The sequence below is a fragment of the Nocardia sp. NPDC059236 genome (assembly GCF_042754085.1).
Taxonomy (GTDB): domain Bacteria; phylum Actinomycetota; class Actinomycetes; order Mycobacteriales; family Mycobacteriaceae; genus Nocardia.
Genome location: NZ_JBHZAF010000002.1, coordinates 117290 through 135959, shown reverse-complemented (window position 1 = coordinate 135959; position 18670 = coordinate 117290). Strand labels below are relative to the sequence as shown.

The following is an 18670-nucleotide window of genomic DNA, read 5'->3' as shown; positions in this document are numbered from 1 at the left end:
TTCACCTCGCACGGAACGAGTCCGGCGTGCACACTGTGTTCGGCGCACACCCAGTCCGGCGGGTGTGCGCCGAACCTTTTCCGGGTGTGTCAGACACCCTCGGGCCAGTGCGGGCTGGGCGTCGCGGGGTCGTCGCGCAGGCGGCCCGCCACCCAGGTGTCGCGGCGGACGCCGCGCTGCAGCGAGCCGCCGCGCAGCAGTCCCTCGTAGTGGTAGCCGGCGCGGCGGGCCACCGCCGCGGAGGCGTGATTGCCGACGAAGGCACGCCACTCCAGCCGCTCGAAGGCCAGCCCGGCGGGATCCAGACCCGCCGCGGTGACCAGGAGCGCGGCCCGGGTCATCAGGCCCTCGCCGCGGGCGGCGGGGGTGAGCCAGAAGCCGATCTCGGCGGTGTCCTCGTCCCGGCGGCGATTGGGCAGGGTCAGGCCGATCATGCCGACCACCGGCCCGTCCGCGGCGCGGCGCAGCGCCCAGGTGGGGCTGCGGGTGGCCCAGCCCGGGCCGACGATGTCGTAGATGAACTTCTCGGCGTCGGCGCGGTGATAGGGGACCGGCATGGTGGTCCAGGCGCCGATGGACGGTTCCTGACACAGGGCCGTGATGGCGTCGATGTCGGAAACTGCGGGCGGCGACAGCCGGACCACGCCGTCGGAGAGGAATTCCGCGTCCATGCGGTCATGCTGTCACGGAAACGTGCGCGGGCACAGCGGGTTCTGGCCACCGGGGCGGTGCGGAGGCTGTCGGAGCCCGGCCGTAGGATCGATCCGATGGTTGCCGCTCTCCTTGCCGACTTGTTCGAAACACATCGGCCGCATCTGCTCTCGGTGGCCTACCGGCTCACCGGCAGCGTCAGCGACGCCGAGGACGCGGTGCAGGAGAGCTGGCTGCGGCTCGCGGTGGCCCGCCAATCCGAGATCGAGGATCTGCGCGCCTGGCTCACCACCGTGGTCGGCCGCATCTGCCTGGACCGGCTGCGCAGCGCCGCGGTCCGGCGGGAAAAGTATGTGGGGCAATGGCTCCCGGAGCCGGTGGTCAGCGCGGTGACGCCCTCCAGCACCCCGGACCCGCTGGCGGCCGTGGTGCGCAAACAGGAATTCCGCTTCGCCGCCCTCGTGGTGCTGGACACACTGACACCGCCGCAGCGCGTGGCATTCGTTCTGCACGACGGCTTCTCGGTGCCGTTCAGCGAAATCGCCGACATCCTGGGCATTTCCGTGGACTCCGCGCGGCAGTTGGCCACCCGGGCCCGCAAGGCGGTGGCGGCCGCGCCCGCCCCGGTCACCGACGACGAGCACAATGCCGCGGTGCAGCGACTGCTCGCCGCGCTGGGCAGCGGCGACGTCGACGCCATCGTGGCCGCGCTGCACCCGGACGTGCGTACCGTGGGCGACGGCGGCGGCGCCGTGTCCACCGCCATCAATGTGGTTGCGGGCGTGGACAAGAACGTCCGCCTCTGGCTGGGCCTGTGGCGCCGATTCGGGCTCTTCGACGCCGAGCACATCGGACCCGCCCGGCAGCTCGAACCGGTGCTGGTCAACGGGCAGTGGGGAATCCTCGCGCACGCGATCCCGGCCGAGAACGGGTCCGCCGGGAACCCGCAGCGCGTGTACGCCTTCACCGTGCGCGAGGGCCGGGTGTGGGGCGTCTACGACGTGGTGAACCCCGCCAAGCTGACGGGCATCCGGTTGCCACAGTGAACCGCGGCCCGTCGCTGTGAGGTAACTCACCGTCGCGGGCCGTTTTCGCCGATGGATTAGGCTCCGGACATGCCGCGCATTCCCACCGTTGCCCGACTGCAGCCCTTCGCGTCGACGATCTTCGCCGAGATGACCGAGCTCGCCGTCCGCCACGGCGCGGTCAACCTCGGTCAGGGTTTCCCGGACAGCGACGGCCCCGCGGGCATGCTCGAGGTGGCGCGGCAGGCCATCGCCGACGGGTTCAACCAGTACCCGCCCGGCCGCGGCGTGCCCGTCCTGCGGCAGGCCATCGCCGCCGACCGCGCCCGCCGCTACGGCACCCACTACGACCCGGACACCCAGGTGCTGGTCACCGTCGGCGCCACCGAGGCCATCGCGGCCACCGTGCTCGGACTGGTCGAACCCGGCGAGGACGTGGTGCTCATCGAGCCCTACTACGACTCCTACGCCGCCGCCATCGCGCTGGCCGGGGCGCGGCGCCGCACCGCGCGGCTGGTGCCCGACGGCGACGGCTTCGCCCTCGACCTGGACAGCCTGCGCGCCGCCATCACCCCGAAAACCCGGCTGCTGCTGCTGAATTCGCCGCACAACCCCACCGGGACCGTGCTCTCGCGCGCCGACCTCACCGCGATCGCGGACATCGCCATCGAACACGACCTGTACGTCATGTCGGACGAGGCGTACGAGCACCTCTACTACGACGGGCACGAGCACATCAGCCTGTCCACCCTGCCCGGCATGTTCGAGCGCACCATCGTGATCTCCAGCGCCGCCAAGACATTCAGCGTCACCGGCTGGAAGATCGGCTGGGCCTGCGCGCCCGCGCCGCTGCTGGACGCGGTGCTCGCCGCCAAGCAGTTCATCACCTTCGTCGGCGGCGGGCCGTTCCAGCCCGCGGTCGCGCACGCGCTGAACACCGAGCAGCAGTGGGTGGCCGCGCTGCGGGACACGCTGTCGGAGAAGCGACTTCGGCTCTCGGCGGCGCTCGCCGACGCCGGGTTCGGGGTGAAGCGCAGTGACGGTACCTATTTCGTGTGCGCCGACATCACGCCGCTGGGCGCGAGCGACGCCTACGCCTTCTGCAAGGAGCTGCCCGAACGCCTCGGCGTGGCCGCGGTGCCGGTGAGCGTTTTCGCCGACGACCAGGCCGCCTGGAACCACCTGGTGCGCTTCACCTTCTGCAAGAAGGAGGAGACCATCGCCGAGGGTGTCCGCCGGCTGCGCGCGGGCCACACCGCCGACGTCGTCCGCTAGCGCCGGGCCTTGGAAAGCCGTCCGCACCCTCGGGAACCGGCGCCGCCGATCCGGCTGTGCCGGATGGCTCCGGGTTCGGGGTCCAGATGGTGGCGAGTGGACCGCGACAGCGGGTGGGTGGGGCTCGGAGAATTGGCCGGGTGATCGAGACGAGTGCGGTGCTGGGGGTGGCCGCGGCGGCGCTGGGGCTGGTGCTCACGCCGGGGCCGAACATGATGTATCTGGTGTCACGGACCGTGTCGCAGGGGCGGCGGGCCGGGCTGGTGTCGCTGGCGGGGGTGGCGGTCGGGTTCGGGGTGTATCTGGCGGCGGCGACCGCGGGGATCACCGCGGTGTTCGCCATGGTGCCCGCGCTGTACCTGACCCTGAAGGTGGCGGGTGCGGTGTACCTGCTCCATCTGGCGTGGAAGACGTTCCGGCCCGGCGGGGTTTCGCTGTTCACGCCGACGGAACTGCCCGCTGATCCGACGCGGCGACTGTTCACCATGGGTCTCGTCACCAATCTGCTGAATCCGAAGATCGCCATCCTGTACATGGCGCTCATCCCGCAGTTCGTGGTGCCCGCGCACGGGCGGGTGTGGCTGCAGAGCCTCTGCCTGGGCGCGGTGCAGATCAGCATCGCCATCACCGTGAACGGGTTGATCGTGCTCAGCGCGGGCGCCATCTCGACCTTCCTGGCGCGGCGGCCGCTCTGGCTGCGGGCCCAGCGGTTCGTCACCGGCTCGGTGCTCGGCGCCATGGCCGCGCTGGTGCTGTCGGACCGCACCCGCCCGCTTCCGGCCTGACCGGATCACGGTCGCCGCTGCGGTGGCCCGCCGCGAATTCCCGCGGCGGGCAACGTCTCACGCGCGCAGGCTGCCGGGGTAGAGGAACTCGTCGGCGGGACGGTCGGTGCGGTCGAGCCAGGCGGTGAAGAAGCCGTTCAGATCGCGGGGTGTGCGGGTCTGCATGAACGCGCGGAACTCGGGCATGGACGCATTGCCGTACTTGTGCCCCATGACGAAGTCGCGCACCGCCGGAAAGAAGGCGTCATCACCCATGGTGCGGCGCAGCGCGTGCAGGAACAGCGGGCCGCGGTAGTAGACCGAGGTGAATTCGCTGCCCTTGCCCGGGTTCTGGAGCGGGATCTCCCAGAACTTCGGATCGTCATGGTATTTCGCGATGGTCTCCCGGTACTCGGCGTCGACGTCCTTGCCGTCCTTGCGTTCCGGCCACAGGTAGTCGGCGGTATAGCTGGCGAAGCACTCGTTCAGGCAGACGTCCGACCACTGCTTCACCGACATGGAGTCGCCCCACCACTGATGGGTGATCTCGTGCACCACGGTGTCCAGATCGGTCCAGGGCGCGTAGATGGGGCGCGTCTGGGTCTCCAGCGAGAACTGCAGATCGGTGTCGACATAGATGCCGCCCCCGGTGTCGAACGGGTACGGCCCGTACAGCTGCTCCTGGAAGTCCAGGATCTCCGGCAGCCGCGACTCCACCTCCTTGGCCTTCAACGCGTCCGGCGCGAACGCGCTCAGCAATGGAGTTCCATTGGCGCGCCGCTGTTCCAGGAACTGGAACCGGTCGATGGCGATGGTGGTCAGGTAGCCGACCACCGGCTGGCGCATCTCCCAGGAGACGGTGCGGTCCGCGCCCTGCACGGTGTCGGACACCTTGTCGCCGTTGGACATCACCTCCCACTCCTGCGGCACGGTGGCGTGCAGCGTGAAAGTCGCCTTGTCCAAGGGCGTGTCGTTGAGCGGGTACCAGGCGCTCGCCGAATGCGGTTCGCCCGCAACGAAAGCCCCGCCACTGGGCGAGAACCACCACCCGTCGCCATCGGCGCCGGTTGCCGCGCCCGCATACTGCACCTGCACGGTGAACGGCAGGCCGGGCAGCAGCGGGATCAGCGGCGTCACGACCAGTTCGTGCTCATCGGTGCGGTCGAACCAGGCCGGCAGCCCGTTGACCGACACCTTGGAGATCTCCGGCCCGCTGTAATCCAGGTTGAAGGTGCGCAGCGCCTGCGTGGCCACCGCGTCGATCCGGGTCGACCCGGTCAGCTGATGGGACGGCGGATCGTAGGAGATGGTGACGTCGTAATGGTCGGCGTGATAGCCGCCATTGCCGTCCATCGGATAGTAGGGATCGCCCAGCCCGGGCGAGCCGGCCAGCGGGTCGCCCGAATCCGCCTGCGCGGGAGCCGCATTCGCGCCCGCCAGCAGTACCGCCCCCACCGCCAGGTACCGCCAGTTCCGCCTCATGCGCTGCACCGACCCCTTTCCGTGATCGACCGCCGACCAGCCCGATGCTAATCGGCGCACCCCTCAGTTACCGCTGCCCGACACGGCGACGCTCGCGCCCAGTCCGATGATCATCACGCCACCCGCGCCGCCGACCACCTCCAGCCGCTTGGGCGACCGGGCGAACCAGTTCCGCGCGGTACCCGCCAGCAGGGCGTAGACCGAGTCCGAGATCAACGCGACCACCAGGAACAGCCCGCCCAGGATCAGCATCTGGACCGGGACCGCGCCCGCCTTCGGCGCCACGAACTGCGGCAGCACCGCGGAGAAGAAGATGATGGCCTTCGGATTGGTCAGCCCGACCAGCACCGCCTGGCGCAGCACCCGGCCGTTCTCCATGGGTTCGGCCTTCGCCTCGAAGGCCTCGCGCAGTGAACGCCGTTCCCGGACGGCCTGGATGCCCAGGTAGATCAGGTACAGCGCGCCGGCCAGCTTCACGATCGAGAGCGCGATGGCCGAGGCGGCGAGAATGGCGCCCAGCCCGGCGGCCACCAGGCCCAGGACCGCCATGACGCCGGCCGAATGGCCCAGCACCGACAGCAGAGCCGCGCGCCGCCCGTAGGTCAGCGCCCGGCCGATCACGAAAAGCACACCGGGACCGGGGATTATGACAATGACAATGGATGCGACGAGAAACGCCAGCATATTCGCGGCGGGAATCATCCGATCATTCTATTTTCGGCGGGCGCGCCTGTCGCCCTTATTGTTGCCTGTCGCCCGGATTGTTCAGCCGCGCAGTTCTTCCGGCAGCTGCTGCGGGTCCAGCAGCAGGCGTTTGGCGTCCGCGCCACGCACCTTGGTGGCCAGGTCCAGATTGTCGGTGAGCAGCTTCCACTCCGCCTCGTTGATGGCCCCGCGGGCGCGCTCGATGATGTTCAGGTCCCGGGTGCCCCAGGCAATGGGCATGGCGCTCACCGACTGCCACAGATCCCCGACCGGGCCGGGCGCGCGGTCCACCCGCACGGTCACCGCGGGCACGCGCTCCCCGGCGCGGGCCCGATGCCCGGGTAGTGAGCGGACCGTGCGGGTCACCAGCGCGTAGCGCGGGCCCGCGGTATTCGGCTTGGCCAGATCGACCAGGGCCAGCAGGGTGGCCCCGTTCCCGTGGGTCTCCGACACCACCGCGGGCACCAGATCGCCGGCGGCGTACAGCTTGTCCACCCGGCCACGATGCGGCGTCCAGTACCCGATGAACAGCGCGGTCACCGCGGCGAGCAGGAACGCCACCGCCAGCAGCCAGGACCAGGGGTGGTTCACCCAGATCAGGAATGCCGTGCCCAGTCCCAGCCCGATGGCCGCGCTGTACGCCCAGATGCGAAGCCGCCGCAGATACGCGACGACCTCGTTGACCGCCCGGGCATGGGCGCGATCCACCGCGAATTCGAAGCGCCGCACGTGCGTCCCTCCCGCCTTATGGAGGCTCTTCCTCCACTTATCCTATCGTCGGCCCCAGCAGGTCGTCCGCATCGGTGATGCGATAGGCATACCCCTGCTCCGCCAGGAAACGCTGCCGGTGCGCGGCATACTCGGCGTCCAGCGTGTCACGTGCGACCACGGAATAGAAGTGAGCTTGGCCGCCATCGTGTTTGGGGCGCAACAGCCGCCCGAGCCGCTGCGCCTCCTCCTGCCGCGACCCGAACGTGCCCGAAACCTGCACCGCCACAGAGGCTTCCGGTAGATCGATGGAGAAATTGGCCACCTTCGACACCACCAGCACCGGGATCTCGCCGCGGCGGAAGGCGTCGAAGAGCTCCTCGCGCTCCCTGGTGCGGGTGGAACCCTGGATGACCGGGGCGTTCAGATGCTCGCCCAGCTCGTCCAGCTGATCCAGGTAGGCCCCGATCACCAGGCTCGGCGCATCCTGGTGCCGGGCCAGAATCGACTCCACCACCGGCAGTTTGGTGCGCGCGGTCGAGCACAGCTTGTAGCGCTCCTCCGGCTCGGCGGTCGCGTAGGACATGCGCTCGGCGTCGGTCAGGGTGACCCGCACCTCGATGCACTCCGCGGGCGCGATCCAGCCCTGCGACTCGATGTCCTTCCACGGCGCGTCGTAGCGCTTGGGGCCGATCAGCGAGAACACATCGCCCTCGCGGCCGTCCTCGCGGACCAGGGTGGCGGTCAGCCCGAGCCGGCGGCGCGACTGCAGGTCGGCGGTCATGCGGAAGACCGGGGCGGGCAGCAGGTGCACCTCGTCGTAGATGACCAGGCCCCAGTCCCGGCTGTCGAAGAGCTCGAGATGCCGGTACTCGCCCTTGGTCTTGCGGGTGACGACCTGGTACGTGGCAATGGTGACCGGGCGGATCTCCTTGCGCTCACCGGAGTATTCGCCGATCTCGTCCTCGGTCAGCGAGGTGCGGGCCAGCAGTTCGCGCCGCCACTGCCGCCCGGCCACGGTATTGGTGACCAGGATCAGCGTGGTGGCCTTGGCCTTGGCCATGGCCGCGGCGCCCACCATGGTCTTGCCCGCGCCACAGGGCAGTACGACCACGCCGGACCCGCCCGCCCAGAAGGAGTCCGCGGCCATTTCCTGGTAGTCGCGCAGATGCCAGTCGCTGGACTCGTAGTCCAGGTTGATCTCGTGAGCCTCGCCGTCCACGTATCCGGCGAGATCCTCGGCGGGCCAGCCGATCTTGAGCAGCATCTGCTTGATGCGCCCGCGCTCGGACGGATGCACGACCACCGTGTCGTCGTCGAGGCGCTCGCCCAGCATGGGCTGAATCTTCTTGTGCCGCAGCACTTCTTCCAGCACCGCGCGATCCAGGCTGACCAGCACCAGCCCGTGCGCGGGATGCTTGACCAGCTGCAGCCGCCCGTAGCGGGCCATGGTGTCGACGATGTCCACCAGCAGCGGCTGCGGCACCGCGTACCGGCTGTGGCTGACCAGTGCGTCCACCACCTGCTCGGCGTCGTGCCCGGCCGCGCGGGCGTTCCACAGCGCGAGCGGTGTCACCCGATAGGTGTGCACATGCTCGGGCGCGCGCTCCAGTTCCGCGAACGGCGCGATGGCCTGCCGCGCCGCATCGGCCGACTCGTGGTCGACCTCCAGCAGCAGCGTCTTGTCGCTCTGCACGATGAGTGGACCGTCGGTCACGACACCTCCTGGCTTTGTCCGAGCCCGAATGGGCCTGGTCCATTCTCCAGGAAGTCACCGACAATGCCACGTGACCTGCGTCCTTTTCACTCATGGCGCACGTGACCGGCCCGGAAGCGGCCGATCGATCTCGCGAAAACGGTCAAGACCCGAGTTTCGGTGGCTACGATCACTCCAACTTGGACGGATGTCCATTTGGACGATTGACCTGAAAGAACTGAACAGCGATGCCGATACACAGCACCACCACGGCCCGGATCGGGCGCGGGCGCGCCGGACGCTGGATCCGCGGACTGCTCACCGCGGCACTGGCGGGTGCGCTGATCGCGCCCGCCGCCGTCGCCCAGGCCGCGCCCGCGGGCTCCGCGCTCGCGCGGCTCCACACCGACGGCGTGCGGTTCGTCGACGACAGCGGCCGCGTCGTCCTGCTGCACGGCGTCAACAATGTCGACAAGGAGCCGCCCTTCCTCGAACCCGGCGACGGCCTCACCGTCACCGCCGACGATGCGGCGCTGCTCGCGCGGCACGGCTTCGATACCGTGCGGCTCGGCGTCTCCTTCGACGCGCTCATGCCGACCAAGGGCGTGGTCGACACCGCCTACCTCGATCGCGTCGCCGGCGTGGTGGACACGTTGGCGCAGTACGGGATTCACACCCTGCTCGACAACCACCAGGACGGACTCTCGAACATCTGGGGCGGCAACGGCTTTCCCGAATGGGCCATCCACGCGCGGCCCAGCGGCCTGGAGCCCAATGTCGGCTTCCCGTTCTATTACCTGATGCCCAGCATGAACTCCGGCTGGGACGAGGTCTGGAACAACACCTACGGAGTGCTCGACTACCTGGGTGACGCGCTCGGGGCGCTCGCAGCGCGGGTGAGCGGGCACCCGGGCGCGCTCGGCATCGAATTGCTGAACGAGCCGTGGCCAGGTTCGGCCTTCCTGTCCTGTTTCCCGAACGGTTGTCCGGGCTTCGACGTCAAATACCAGGCGGCCATGCAGAAGCTGACCGATGCCGTGCGCGGCCGCAACGGCGACCTCATGGTGCTGTGGGAACCCAATGTCACCTGGAACGAGACCATGCCCACCAATCTGGGCAAGAATCCGCCGATCAGCGCGCCCGACATCGCCTTCGCGCCACACGACTACTGCATCCCGAGTCAGCTCGCCATCTATTCGGGGCTGCCCGCCTTCCTGCGCGGTCTGTGCCCGGTGCAGCAGGCCAAGACCTGGAGCAATATCGACGCCTTCACCGCCCGCACGCAGTTGCCCACCCTGGTCACCGAATTCGGTGACGGCGACGCGTCCGTGCTGAGCAATACCCTCAGCCGCGCCGACGAGCGCTTCGTCAGCTGGCAGTACTGGACCTACACCTCGCGGTTCGGCGCGGGCGGGCCGAAGCCGGACCCGTTCCTCGGGGATGTCGGCAAGCAGCTGGTGCGGACCTATCCGCAGGCCACCGCGGGCACGCCGGGGCGGATGATCTTCGATCCCGACACCGGTGACTTCGCCTACCGGTACACCCCGCGCCCGGCGAGTGGGCCGACCGAGATCTATGTGTCGGATGTGCACTATCCGGACGGGTACGCGGTACGGGTCGACGGCGGCCATGTCACCTCCGCGGCGGGTGCCCGGGTGGTGACGGTGGAGGCGGACGCGTCGACGCCGGTGACCGTCTATGTCAACCGGCCGGGGTCGAAGGGTGCGACCGTGCCCAGCGGTCCGATCGGGACGGGTTCGGCGGACAGCGGTTCGGCGAGCGGCTCGGCCGACAGTGGTTCCGCGAGTGGCTCGGCCGACAGCGGTTCGGCCAGTGGCTCGGCGGGCACCGGATCGGGGACCGGTTCGGCACGCTGATGCGCGAAACCCGTTGATGTGCTTATGTAACGAGTCGAGGGTGGGGAGCGACACAGGGCGCAGGGACAATGTTGGACCTGCGCCCAGTTTGATCCGATCGAGAGGTATAGACCGTGAACGCCTTCAGCCTGCAATTGCTCAGTGCCCTCCCGACCATCCTCGTGAACCTCTCGTGGCTGGGCATGCGCGGGCTGTCCATGCTGCACTGAGAAATTCATGCGATTCTGATATAAGCCCCATGTCGGATGCGCTCGCAGGCGGCACACAGGTATTCTCACCGCGTTCACAGCCGTGAATTGTTCGGTGAGAAAGGTTTTCGCTAGTGAAGTTCGCAGGAACGAGGACGCTGGTGCGCCTCGTACTCGCCCTCGTGGCGGTGGCCGTGGCCGTGCTGGCCGTTTCCGGCTGTTCGATGCTCCAGGACGCCAGCAAATCCGACACCGCCAAATCCAAGGTGGGCGACTGCATCAACGTCATCGAAGGCTCGGCCACCGACTCGAAGACGGCGCCCGTCGACTGCTCCGACCAGAAGGCGGTGTACAAGGTCGCGGCGGTCTACGACAAGAAGACCGACTGCAAGGAGGAGGAGACCTCCTACGAGGAGACCCTCAATGGCGGCACCACCGCGTTCCTGTGCCTGAGCCCGAACTTCAAGGAGGGTGCCTGCTACAACGAGAGCCCGTCCACCGGCTACAAGTACGTGGCGTGCACGGCTCCCGAGGCGTCCTTCAAGGTGCTCAAGCGGATCGAAGGCCAGGACGACGAATTCGCCTGTGACGCCAACACCGCCACCAGCTTCCGCATCGTTCACGACCCGAAGACCACGTTCTGCCTGGGCAGCCCGAAGGGGTAGCCCGGCACTCGGGACTTGCGGCCCGGTACGCGGACGACATGACGAATGTCGTTCGGGTACCGGGCTTTTCCTGTTCCAGGGCGACCGAGGCCGCTATTCGACCAGGGCGACCGACGCGATGCGGTGCAGCGTGAAGTGGCGGACCGCGCCGGTGACCGGATCCCGGGCATCGAGCTGGCCGCCGCCGACCTTGAGGGGTTCGACCACGCGCTGGGTGGCGACGCCCTGGGCATCCACGTAACCGATGTGGACGGGGCGGCGGGTGCGGGCGGCCAGCTGCAGCAGGTTGAGGGTGGCGGCGGTGCTGGTGCGGGAGCCGTCGGAGCGCACCGCCTGGCCGGGGCGGACATTGGCGGCGCGTTCGCCCGCGCGGAGTTCGGCGACCAGGGATTCGAGCTGTTCGGTGCTCGGCGGGCTGGGCCGCCAGTTCGGGCGCTGCGGGCCCCGCGTGGACAGGCGGGCCCCGCGGGGTCGCAGGTCGACGATGGCGCCGGACGAATCCTCGCCCGCCGGGCTGAAACCGGCGGCGCGCAGCCGCTCCAGCACCTCGCCCAGCGGCGCCTGCGAGATGGCGACGGTCGGGGCCACGGCGCGCAGCGCGAGTTGGCCGGCCACGGGCGCGGCCAGCACCTCCGCCAGCAGCGTCGGGTCCTCGCTGCGCACGAAGCTCTGCGCCATGCCCGCACGCAGGCGTCCGTGGCGGCGGGCCACATCGTCGATGAGATAGGTCAGCGACTGGGGGACCGGGGTGCGGGAGTGCATGGTGAACAGGTTGTGCAGTTCCGCGGCCGTCGCGCCCGCGTCCAGCGCCCGGCGCACCGAGGTCTCGCTGATGCGGTAAACCGTTGCGGCGCCGGCGGATTCGACATCGGCGACCATGGCGACCCGGTCCTGGAGTTCCGGGGTGAGCGGACCGGGCGCGATGACCGTCAGATCCGCCTGCACCAGGACGTGGTCCACCGGCTCCGGCAGCGCGATCGCCATCTCAGATTCGGCGTCCTCGGGACTGCCGTGCAGCAGGGTCCAGCCCGCCGAGCTGAGGGCCCCGCGCGCCACCAGCCCGAGCGCCTCGGCCTCGGCCAGCGTGTTCGCCACCGCCTCCAGCCGGTAGTGCCGGCGCCGGCGCGGTTGCCGCCAGGCCAGGATCCGGCCCAGGTCGGCGGCGGAGACCTCGGTGCCGGGCGGGAATTCGGCCAGCGCGCCCAGCACGGCGTGCCGGTCGCGGACGGCGTGCACATACCGCAGCTCCGCCGACAGCGCGGCCAGGGGCTTGTCATTGGCGTCGCGCAGCCCGATCATCCACGGGAACCGGTCCAGGTCCAGCCAGGCCTGCGCCAGCACCGTCCAGCGCCGCGGCGGCACCACCGCGAGCCAGGCGTCGGCTGTGGTGGTGGGCGCCCAGTAGTCCTCGGCCCCGTCGTCGGGCGCGGGCTCGGGACTGCCCTTGTCGATCAGCCGGGCCGCGGTGAGGACCTCGGCCAGCAGGCCGACCCGGTTCTCCTCGATGCCGGTCTGCTTGGCGACGCGGCGCAGCTCCCGGACACCGAGACCGCCGGAGCGCAGCACCGGGGCGGGCGACCCACCCAGCGCGTCGAGCACGGCCGCACTGTGCCGCAGCAGTTCTCCCACCTCGCCCGCGGCCACCGCATTGATGTCGGCGGGGGCGTGCTTGGTCGAATCCGGGTGTGGCGGCACCAGCGCATGCGGATCACTGACCGGCTCGTTGCGCAGCACCTGCCCGACCGAGACCGGCAGCTCCACGGTCTCCTCGTCGATCCAGTTCAGCAGCCGGTGTGCCAGCAGCCGCTGCACCGGGCGCTCGGAGGGGGTGCCGGGCGCGGCATCGCGGGTGCGTCCGCGATGGCCGGTGCCGGCCAGCTTCTCCAGCAGAGCCCGCTCCTGCGGGGTGGACGCGGCCAGGGCCGCGGTGATCTCGGGTTCGGTGAGCGCGTCCGGCAGTTCGGTGGTGCTGCCCAGCGGCCACGGCAGCGCCTCCTGGGCGGCGGGGGTGACGCGCAGGGCGGTATCCGGGCCCCAGACGAGGGCGCGGGCGCGCAACTTCTGCAGCGCGGCATTGACGGTGGCCGCCGGAACCCGGTCCGACAGCAGCTTGCGCAGGGTCTTGGCGGGCAGCGGCACGCCGCGGCCGCCGTCTCCGGCGCCTTGCACCACCAGGGTTTCGATGACGGCGAAATCGAGGGTGTCCAGCTCGTCGCCCGCGCGCAGCACCGAGGCGCGCTGTTCGGTCCGCGCGGCCAGCACGGCCATCGAACCGGGCAGGGGGACGGCCAGATCGGGCCGCAACTGCAGCAGCGTCACGAGATCAGCGTCGCTGCGCTTGGAAAGCCATTCGGCCAGAGTCATATCCGCGCGGGCGGCGGATTTCGCGGACTTGGCGGGGCTGGCGGCCGCGTCGGCGGTCGTGGCTGAGGTGGGGAGGTCGGTCACTTCACCCGATCCATCGGGCAGCCGGCATGTCGGGCAATGCGCGGGCGTGGTTCATCGGGCACGGTGCGGACGCGGTTCAGCGGCCGCCGCGGCGACCAGGCGGTAGGTGGGGCTGTTGGCACTGTGCCCGCCCCGCGGGCCTGGGGTCGTATGCGCGGCGGCCGCCCGGGAACGAGCGCCGTTAACCGCATGGTTGTCGGTCGTACGTCGGATCAGCGGTTGACGATGGTGTGCGGGTGCACGTAGGGCAGCTGATCGGCCGGCAGCGGGAACTCGGTGTCCTCGCCGTAGGGGGACAGGCCACCGGAGCGGGTCGAGGAGAGTTCGGTGACCGCGTGATCGCCATTGGCCATGTCCGGCCAGCCATTGTCGACATAGGGTTTGTTCGATTTGTTCACCACGCGCTCATTCTGGCATGCGGCCCTCGGGACCGCCCCCTCCGGCACCCCGAAGTTTGCCCCCGCCACGGCGTTCCGCCGGCAACCCCGGAAATCGCGAATGCCCCGCATCGGCATTGATGCGGGGCATTCCGAAGAGGGAACGGGTACTACTGCGGCAGCAGGCCCTTGTTCGCCTCGAAGAAGTTCACGATGCCGGGGTCCAGCTTGGTGCCGTTGGCCTTGGTGGCATTGAGGAAATCCAGTGCGGGCTGCGGGATCTGGACGCCCTGCGACTGGGCGACCGCGATGGCGCGGTCCACGGCCTGGAAGACTTCCTGGGTGCCGTCGCTGCCGGCGCCGGGGCCCGCCTGCTGCGGGTTCCACTGCGGGGTGTCCGAGGTCGCGGGCGCAGGGGCGGTTCGCGGCGTGGATCCGCTGGTCAGGCCGAGGCTCGAGGAGCAGGAGGGCCAGGCGCCCCAGCCCTGCGTGGCGAGCACCTTCTCGGCGACCGCGATCTGCTGCTCGCGGGTGGCCTGGTTGGCGGTGGCGGCGTATTCGCCGCCGCCTGCTGCGTTCCAGGTGCCGGGCGAGAACTGCAGCCCACCCTGGAAACCGTTGCCGGTGTTGATGCCCCAGTTGCCGCCGGCTTCGCACTGTGCGAGGCGATCCCAGTCGGAGTCGGGTGCCGCGCTGGCGTTACCCGCCATGGCCACTCCGGCGCCGCCGAGAGCGATGCCCGTCAGGGCAACCTTGGCGACAGTGCGGCCGGTGTTGGTCGGCTTGCGATGGCGTCCACTCATTTTCGGGTCTTTCCTCTCGTACGCGCCTGCGAGGCCGACTACCGGGGTCGAACTGAGAGGTCGTCCGGCCCGGCGCACTGGATGTGCGCTGTTCCTCGTCTTCGCCCCTTTCTCCAGTTGGGGGTCCGGTACCCGCGGGGCGAAGTTCGGTGCGGCGGGCCGGTGGCGCCGGGCTGACCCGGCGAGGAAGACACTACGACGACCGCCGCCAAAAATCACCATTTGGTAACCGACGTGTCTGTCCGGGTCACTAACCGGCGCAAGAGGTTCCGGATGGCTTCTGCGCAGGTGGTCACGGCGAGTCCCCGCCGATAGGGGTCTGTCACCGCTCTGTGACCTCCTCGTTATGTGACGAAGATCACACGCATGTCCGGGTAACGAACTGGGCAATCTCCGTGTCGTCGCCCGCGTGTCGGCAGAGTCCCGATCCTGACCCGGACGGTCAGCGGGACCGGCGGCCCGACCAGAGCGCGTAGACCACCGAGAGCAGGAAACCCAGCGGCGCGCACATGGCGAGCAGATACAGCCACAGACCCGGCTTCGCATCGGTCAGCAGATGCACGCCGAAGATCGCGAACACCGCCAGCAATCCAATCGCGAACAGGCCCAAGGCGATATACAGCAGCCAGCTCGCGGAACCGCGAGGGGCCTGCTTGGAAGAAGTGTCGGACACCTCTGAACCGTAAAACTGATGTGCTTGCGCTATTCGCACCGGGGTAGACTCAGTGTCAGTCGCGTCCTGCATAGCTGTGTGGGGCGCGTTCTTTTCGCAAACGGAAAGGTCGCCGGCGCATGCGTCCGGCGACCACGAATGTGCCCGGCTGCCCGGGCTTGAATGACGAACGGGTGAGCGCAGTGCCGACCGGCAAGGTGAAGTGGTACGACGTCGAAAAGGGCTTCGGCTTCCTTTCCCAGGATGAGGGCGAGGACGTCTATGTTCGATCGTCGGCGCTGCCCGATGGCGTGGAGGCCCTCAAACCGGGCCAGCGCGTGGAATTCGGAATGGCGGCGGGTCGCCGTGGCCCGCAGGCGCTTTCGCTGAAGCTGCTGGAGACCCCGTCCCTGCGCGAGGAGCGCGGCGGCCGTGGCGAGCGCGGCGACCGTCGCGGCGGCGGGCGCAATGACGCCCCCATCAATCGCAAGAGCCCCGACGAGCTGCACGGCCTCATCGAGGACATGATCACGCTGCTGGAGACCAAGGTGCAGCCGGATCTGCGCCGCGGCAAGTACCCCGACCGCAAGACCGCCCAGCGCATCGCCGAAGTGGTGCGCGGCGTGGCGCGGGAGCTCGACCACTAGGTCGCGACGAGAAGCCAACGGGCCCCGGTGATTCCATCACCGGGGCCCGTTCCGTTGTTGCGGCAGGTGGGATCTCAGCTGAAGAGCGCGGGATCGAACGCGGGGGTGTGCAGCGCCCAGATCCCGCGGGAGATGACACCCTCGTTACCGTTCTCGTCACGGGCGGGTATCGGCAGGTGCAGTTCCATGATGGCCAGGCGCACGTGCTCGGTCGGCGGGGTCTTGATGGTCAGGGTGAGCGGCTTGTCGTATTTGGGATCCTTATCCCGCTCCGGCTTGCCCGACAGCCGCCAGGGCTGCTTGTAGGTCAGGACCTCCGCGTCGGCCTTGTTGTTCGGCAGGCGGTAGCCGATCAGCAGCTCCCACGGCGCGTCGGCGACCTCCTTGGGCAGCGAGATCTGCACCGTCGAGCCCGGGGGCACATCGAGATCGGAGACGGACTGGGTGGAATTGCACTTGCCGATCGCCAGCCGGTCCTTCGACACCTCGAGGTCGCAGTACAGGAACGGATTCACCGACACCGACTTCCCGTGCGCGTACGCGGTGATCTGCGGATCCGGCTTGGTGGTGTGGCGGGCGATGACCACGATCGCGGCGAAATAGGCCACTGCCACCACGACTAGAACCGCCAGCAGAGCGATGATCGTGCGGGCTTTGGGTTGGTTCACCGGGGCTTCCTGTCCGTCACTGGGTGGGTTCCCCCGCGCCGTGCGCGGCGGGGATCTCCTGCTTGGCGTGCTGAGGTCGGTTACCGCCCAAACCGGGCAGCAGCGAATGACCACGGTAGCTGACCACGGTTTGGATCAAGCCCAGCGCCATCACCGACGCGACCACGGTGAAGCCGATCCACCAGGTCGTCGGCAACAGGACACCCAGGGCGCCGCCGAACACCCAGGCCAGCTGCAGCACGGTCTCGGAGCGGCCGAAGCCGGAGGCGATGGACTCGATGGGGAGATCGTCCTGGATGGAGGCGTCGAGGGACACCTTCGCCAATGCGCTGGTCCCGGCCGCGATCAGGGTCGCCACGGCTGCGCCCAGCAGGTTGCCCATCACGGCCGCCGCCACCGCGGCGGCGACACAGGCGATGGCGCAACTCAACACGATCAATTGCGGGCGGCCCAGTTTCATGCGGGCGCCGGTCGCGTTGCCGGTGAAATTGCCGATCGCCGCGGCCGCGCCGATGACGCCCAGCATGGCCAGCTGCTGGACCGGCCGATGCTCGGTGGCCTTGGCCACGAAGGCCGGATAGAAGAAGAGGAACCCGGTCAGCAGGCGCACGGTGCTGTTGCCCCACAGGCCGGTCACCACCGAACGGCCAAGGGGCTGGCGACGTTTGCTCGGCTGCACCCGGTCGGCCTGGCTCGGATCGAGCACCTCGGTGCGGGAGTCGCCGCCGTGATAGCCGATGGTGGCCGGGACCTCGCCCTCGGTGACCTCCACCCAGGAGGGAATACGCAGGCTCAGGAACGCGCCCGCCGCCGCCAGTCCGGCCGCGAACAGCAGTGCGCCCGTGGAACCCCCGACCTTGGCGATCAGGGCTGCCACGCCGCCCGCCCCCAGCGTGCCGCCGACCAGGCCGAACACGGTGAGCCGGGAATTGGTGCGCACCAGGTCGATTCCAGGTGGCAGTACACGCGGGGTGACCGCGGACTTGAGCACCGAGAATGACTTGCTGAGGATCAGCATGCACAGGGCCAGCGGGTACAGCGCCCAGTTGTCGATATTGAAGATGAGTAGCCCGGCGATCAGCACACGCAGCGCGAACGAGCCCGCCAATGCCAACCGGCGGCCGCGTTGCAGCCGGTCCAGCATTGGGCCGATGACCGGTGCGATCACCGCGAACGGAGCGATGGTGATCAGCAGGTACAGCGCCACTTTGGTTTTGGATTCCGCCGTGGCACTGGCGAAGAAGAGCGTATTGGCCAGCGCCACCGCGATCGCCGCGTCGGTCGCGAAGTTGGCCATGGTGGCGTAGATGAGCGCGGTGAGACCCGACTCCTCAGCCCCGTCGGCCTTGGCGGCGCGCTGGAAGGTCGCGAAACCGCTCTGCGTCAACTCGATGCTGCGGCGTGCGGCGACCCGGGTGACGGTCAGTTTGCGGGGCGGCTTGTGCAGCCCGCTGCTGTCCTGGGCATCGGGGTCGGCTTCGTGTGAAAACGATTGCGTGTGAGCCGTTTCCGGGTGCGGCGGTTCGGTGTGCGCGTGCCGCGTGTTGTCGGGGCGCGTCGGATAACCCTGATCGCGGTGTGCGGGCGAAGCGGATTCCGGCTCGGGTGATCGGGACGCGGACTCCGGGTCGTAGCGCACCCGCCGTGTGGTGCCGAAGTCGTGCGGCTGCTGCCACGCTTCCGGCTCGCTCGCAGTTCCCTTGGGCGACTGGGTTTCGTACGGCCGGGTCGGCGGGTTGTCCTTTGCCCTGTCATGCGTTTCGGCCTTGTCGTGGCGGCGGCGCGCCCAGCGCGACGTACGGCCCTCCGGTTCGCCACCTGAGCTGCGCGGAGATTCGCCACGCGACCTCGATGGCGGGTCGGTGGGACGCGCGGACATACGCCGGGCCAGGAATTCCGGCACTTCGCTCTCGTCGCCCGGCGGGACGGGTCGGCGGCCCGCGCGGTTGGCGGGCGGATAGCGGTCGTACCCCGGGTGCCGTTCGATCATGGGAGAGTCCTCGTCGCCCCAGCGACCTGGGTCGGCACCGGGGTCACGG

At 69.3% G+C, this 18670-nt stretch carries 17 protein-coding genes; 6 read left to right on the top strand and 11 right to left on the bottom strand.

What is annotated here, in order from left to right; genetic code table 11:
* Window positions 1-89 precede the first annotated feature (89 nt).
* A complete protein-coding gene (locus ACFXIV_RS05720; protein WP_379397911.1) occupies window positions 90-671 on the bottom strand; it encodes a GNAT family N-acetyltransferase in 582 nt (193 codons plus the stop codon).
* Window positions 672-767: 96 nt separating this feature from the next.
* Here ACFXIV_RS05720 and sigJ point away from each other — a divergent pair, with 96 nt between their 5' ends.
* From sigJ to ACFXIV_RS05705, 3 genes are all read left to right on the top strand, one after another.
* A complete protein-coding gene (sigJ, locus tag ACFXIV_RS05715) occupies window positions 768-1697 on the top strand; it encodes an RNA polymerase sigma factor SigJ (protein ID WP_379382966.1) in 930 nt (309 codons plus the stop codon).
* A gap of 69 nt (window positions 1698-1766) precedes the next feature.
* Window positions 1767-2951 carry a pyridoxal phosphate-dependent aminotransferase gene (locus tag ACFXIV_RS05710; protein WP_379397909.1) on the top strand — a complete coding sequence of 395 codons (1185 nt, stop codon included), beginning with the start codon at window positions 1767-1769 and terminating at the stop codon, window positions 2949-2951.
* A gap of 140 nt (window positions 2952-3091) precedes the next feature.
* Window positions 3092-3736 carry a LysE family translocator gene (locus tag ACFXIV_RS05705; RefSeq protein ID WP_379382962.1) on the top strand — a complete coding sequence of 215 codons (645 nt, stop codon included), beginning with the start codon at window positions 3092-3094 and terminating at the stop codon, window positions 3734-3736.
* Between the two features lie 57 nt (window positions 3737-3793).
* Here the strand turns inward: ACFXIV_RS05705 and ACFXIV_RS05700 are convergent, their stop codons facing one another.
* The 4 genes from ACFXIV_RS05700 to ACFXIV_RS05685 form a co-directional block, all read right to left on the bottom strand.
* Window positions 3794-5197 carry a M1 family metallopeptidase gene (locus ACFXIV_RS05700; protein ID WP_379397907.1) on the bottom strand — a complete coding sequence of 468 codons (1404 nt, stop codon included), beginning with the start codon at window positions 5195-5197 and terminating at the stop codon, window positions 3794-3796.
* 63 nt (window positions 5198-5260) lie between these two features.
* Entirely contained in the window at window positions 5261-5899 is a 639-nt protein-coding gene (locus ACFXIV_RS05695; RefSeq protein WP_379397905.1) for a LysE family translocator, read from the bottom strand.
* Window positions 5900-5962: 63 nt separating this feature from the next.
* Window positions 5963-6631 (bottom strand): DUF3239 domain-containing protein, encoded by a 669-nt coding sequence (locus ACFXIV_RS05690; RefSeq protein ID WP_379397903.1) that lies wholly within the window; start codon window positions 6629-6631, stop codon window positions 5963-5965.
* Window positions 6632-6668: 37 nt separating this feature from the next.
* Window positions 6669-8327, bottom strand: coding sequence for a DNA repair helicase XPB (locus tag ACFXIV_RS05685; RefSeq protein WP_379397901.1), 1659 nt, complete (start codon window positions 8325-8327; stop codon window positions 6669-6671).
* A gap of 227 nt (window positions 8328-8554) precedes the next feature.
* Between ACFXIV_RS05685 and ACFXIV_RS05680 the strand changes: the two genes are divergently transcribed.
* Both ACFXIV_RS05680 and ACFXIV_RS05675 read left to right on the top strand, forming a co-directional pair.
* A complete protein-coding gene (locus ACFXIV_RS05680; RefSeq protein ID WP_379397899.1) occupies window positions 8555-10183 on the top strand; it encodes a cellulase family glycosylhydrolase in 1629 nt (542 codons plus the stop codon).
* Window positions 10184-10505: 322 nt separating this feature from the next.
* Window positions 10506-11036, top strand: coding sequence for a hypothetical protein (locus ACFXIV_RS05675; protein ID WP_379397897.1), 531 nt, complete (start codon window positions 10506-10508; stop codon window positions 11034-11036).
* Between the two features lie 93 nt (window positions 11037-11129).
* Here ACFXIV_RS05675 and ACFXIV_RS05670 read toward each other — a convergent pair whose 3' ends face one another.
* The 4 genes from ACFXIV_RS05670 to ACFXIV_RS05655 form a co-directional block, all read right to left on the bottom strand.
* Window positions 11130-13400, bottom strand: a complete 2271-nt coding sequence (locus ACFXIV_RS05670) for a helicase-associated domain-containing protein (RefSeq protein WP_379398248.1) — start codon at window positions 13398-13400, stop codon at window positions 11130-11132.
* 296 nt (window positions 13401-13696) lie between these two features.
* On the bottom strand, window positions 13697-13885 hold the full coding sequence (locus tag ACFXIV_RS05665; protein WP_356999003.1) for a hypothetical protein: 189 nt from the start codon (window positions 13883-13885) through the stop codon (window positions 13697-13699).
* 146 nt (window positions 13886-14031) lie between these two features.
* Complete coding sequence (locus ACFXIV_RS05660; RefSeq protein WP_379397895.1) at window positions 14032-14664, bottom strand: transglycosylase family protein; 633 nt, start codon at window positions 14662-14664, stop codon at window positions 14032-14034.
* 442 nt (window positions 14665-15106) lie between these two features.
* Window positions 15107-15337, bottom strand: coding sequence for a hypothetical protein (locus ACFXIV_RS05655; RefSeq protein ID WP_354830880.1), 231 nt, complete (start codon window positions 15335-15337; stop codon window positions 15107-15109).
* Between the two features lie 182 nt (window positions 15338-15519).
* On the opposite strand from ACFXIV_RS05655, the gene ACFXIV_RS05650 reads away from it, so the two are divergent.
* On the top strand, window positions 15520-15963 hold the full coding sequence (locus ACFXIV_RS05650) for a cold-shock protein (protein WP_364606729.1): 444 nt from the start codon (window positions 15520-15522) through the stop codon (window positions 15961-15963).
* Between the two features lie 74 nt (window positions 15964-16037).
* On the opposite strand, the gene ACFXIV_RS05645 is transcribed toward ACFXIV_RS05650, so the two are convergent.
* Together ACFXIV_RS05645 and ACFXIV_RS05640 are read right to left on the bottom strand one after the other, a co-directional pair.
* Window positions 16038-16631 (bottom strand): DUF2771 family protein, encoded by a 594-nt coding sequence (locus tag ACFXIV_RS05645; protein WP_379397893.1) that lies wholly within the window; start codon window positions 16629-16631, stop codon window positions 16038-16040.
* A 16-nt stretch (window positions 16632-16647) separates the two neighbouring features.
* Entirely contained in the window at window positions 16648-18621 is a 1974-nt protein-coding gene (locus tag ACFXIV_RS05640; protein ID WP_379397891.1) for an MFS transporter, read from the bottom strand.
* Window positions 18622-18670: the final 49 nt, after the last annotated feature.

Bases quoted from the DNA above. Each gene is read 5' to 3' on its own strand.
- ACFXIV_RS05720 (WP_379397911.1), bottom strand. From the start codon at position 671: ATGGACGCGGAATTCCTCTCCGACGGCGTGGTCCGGCTGTCGCCGCCC.
- sigJ (WP_379382966.1), top strand. From the start codon at position 768: ATGGTTGCCGCTCTCCTTGCCGACTTGTTCGAAACACATCGGCCGCAT.
- ACFXIV_RS05710 (WP_379397909.1), top strand. From the start codon at position 1,767: ATGCCGCGCATTCCCACCGTTGCCCGACTGCAGCCCTTCGCGTCGACG.
- ACFXIV_RS05700 (WP_379397907.1), bottom strand. From the start codon at position 5,197: ATGAGGCGGAACTGGCGGTACCTGGCGGTGGGGGCGGTACTGCTGGCG.
- ACFXIV_RS05695 (WP_379397905.1), bottom strand. From the start codon at position 5,899: ATGATTCCCGCCGCGAATATGCTGGCGTTTCTCGTCGCATCCATTGTC.
- ACFXIV_RS05680 (WP_379397899.1), top strand. From the start codon at position 8,555: ATGCCGATACACAGCACCACCACGGCCCGGATCGGGCGCGGGCGCGCC.
- ACFXIV_RS05670 (WP_379398248.1), bottom strand. From the start codon at position 13,400: ATGACTCTGGCCGAATGGCTTTCCAAGCGCAGCGACGCTGATCTCGTG.
- ACFXIV_RS05660 (WP_379397895.1), bottom strand. From the start codon at position 14,664: ATGAGTGGACGCCATCGCAAGCCGACCAACACCGGCCGCACTGTCGCC.
- ACFXIV_RS05640 (WP_379397891.1), bottom strand. From the start codon at position 18,621: ATGATCGAACGGCACCCGGGGTACGACCGCTATCCGCCCGCCAACCGC.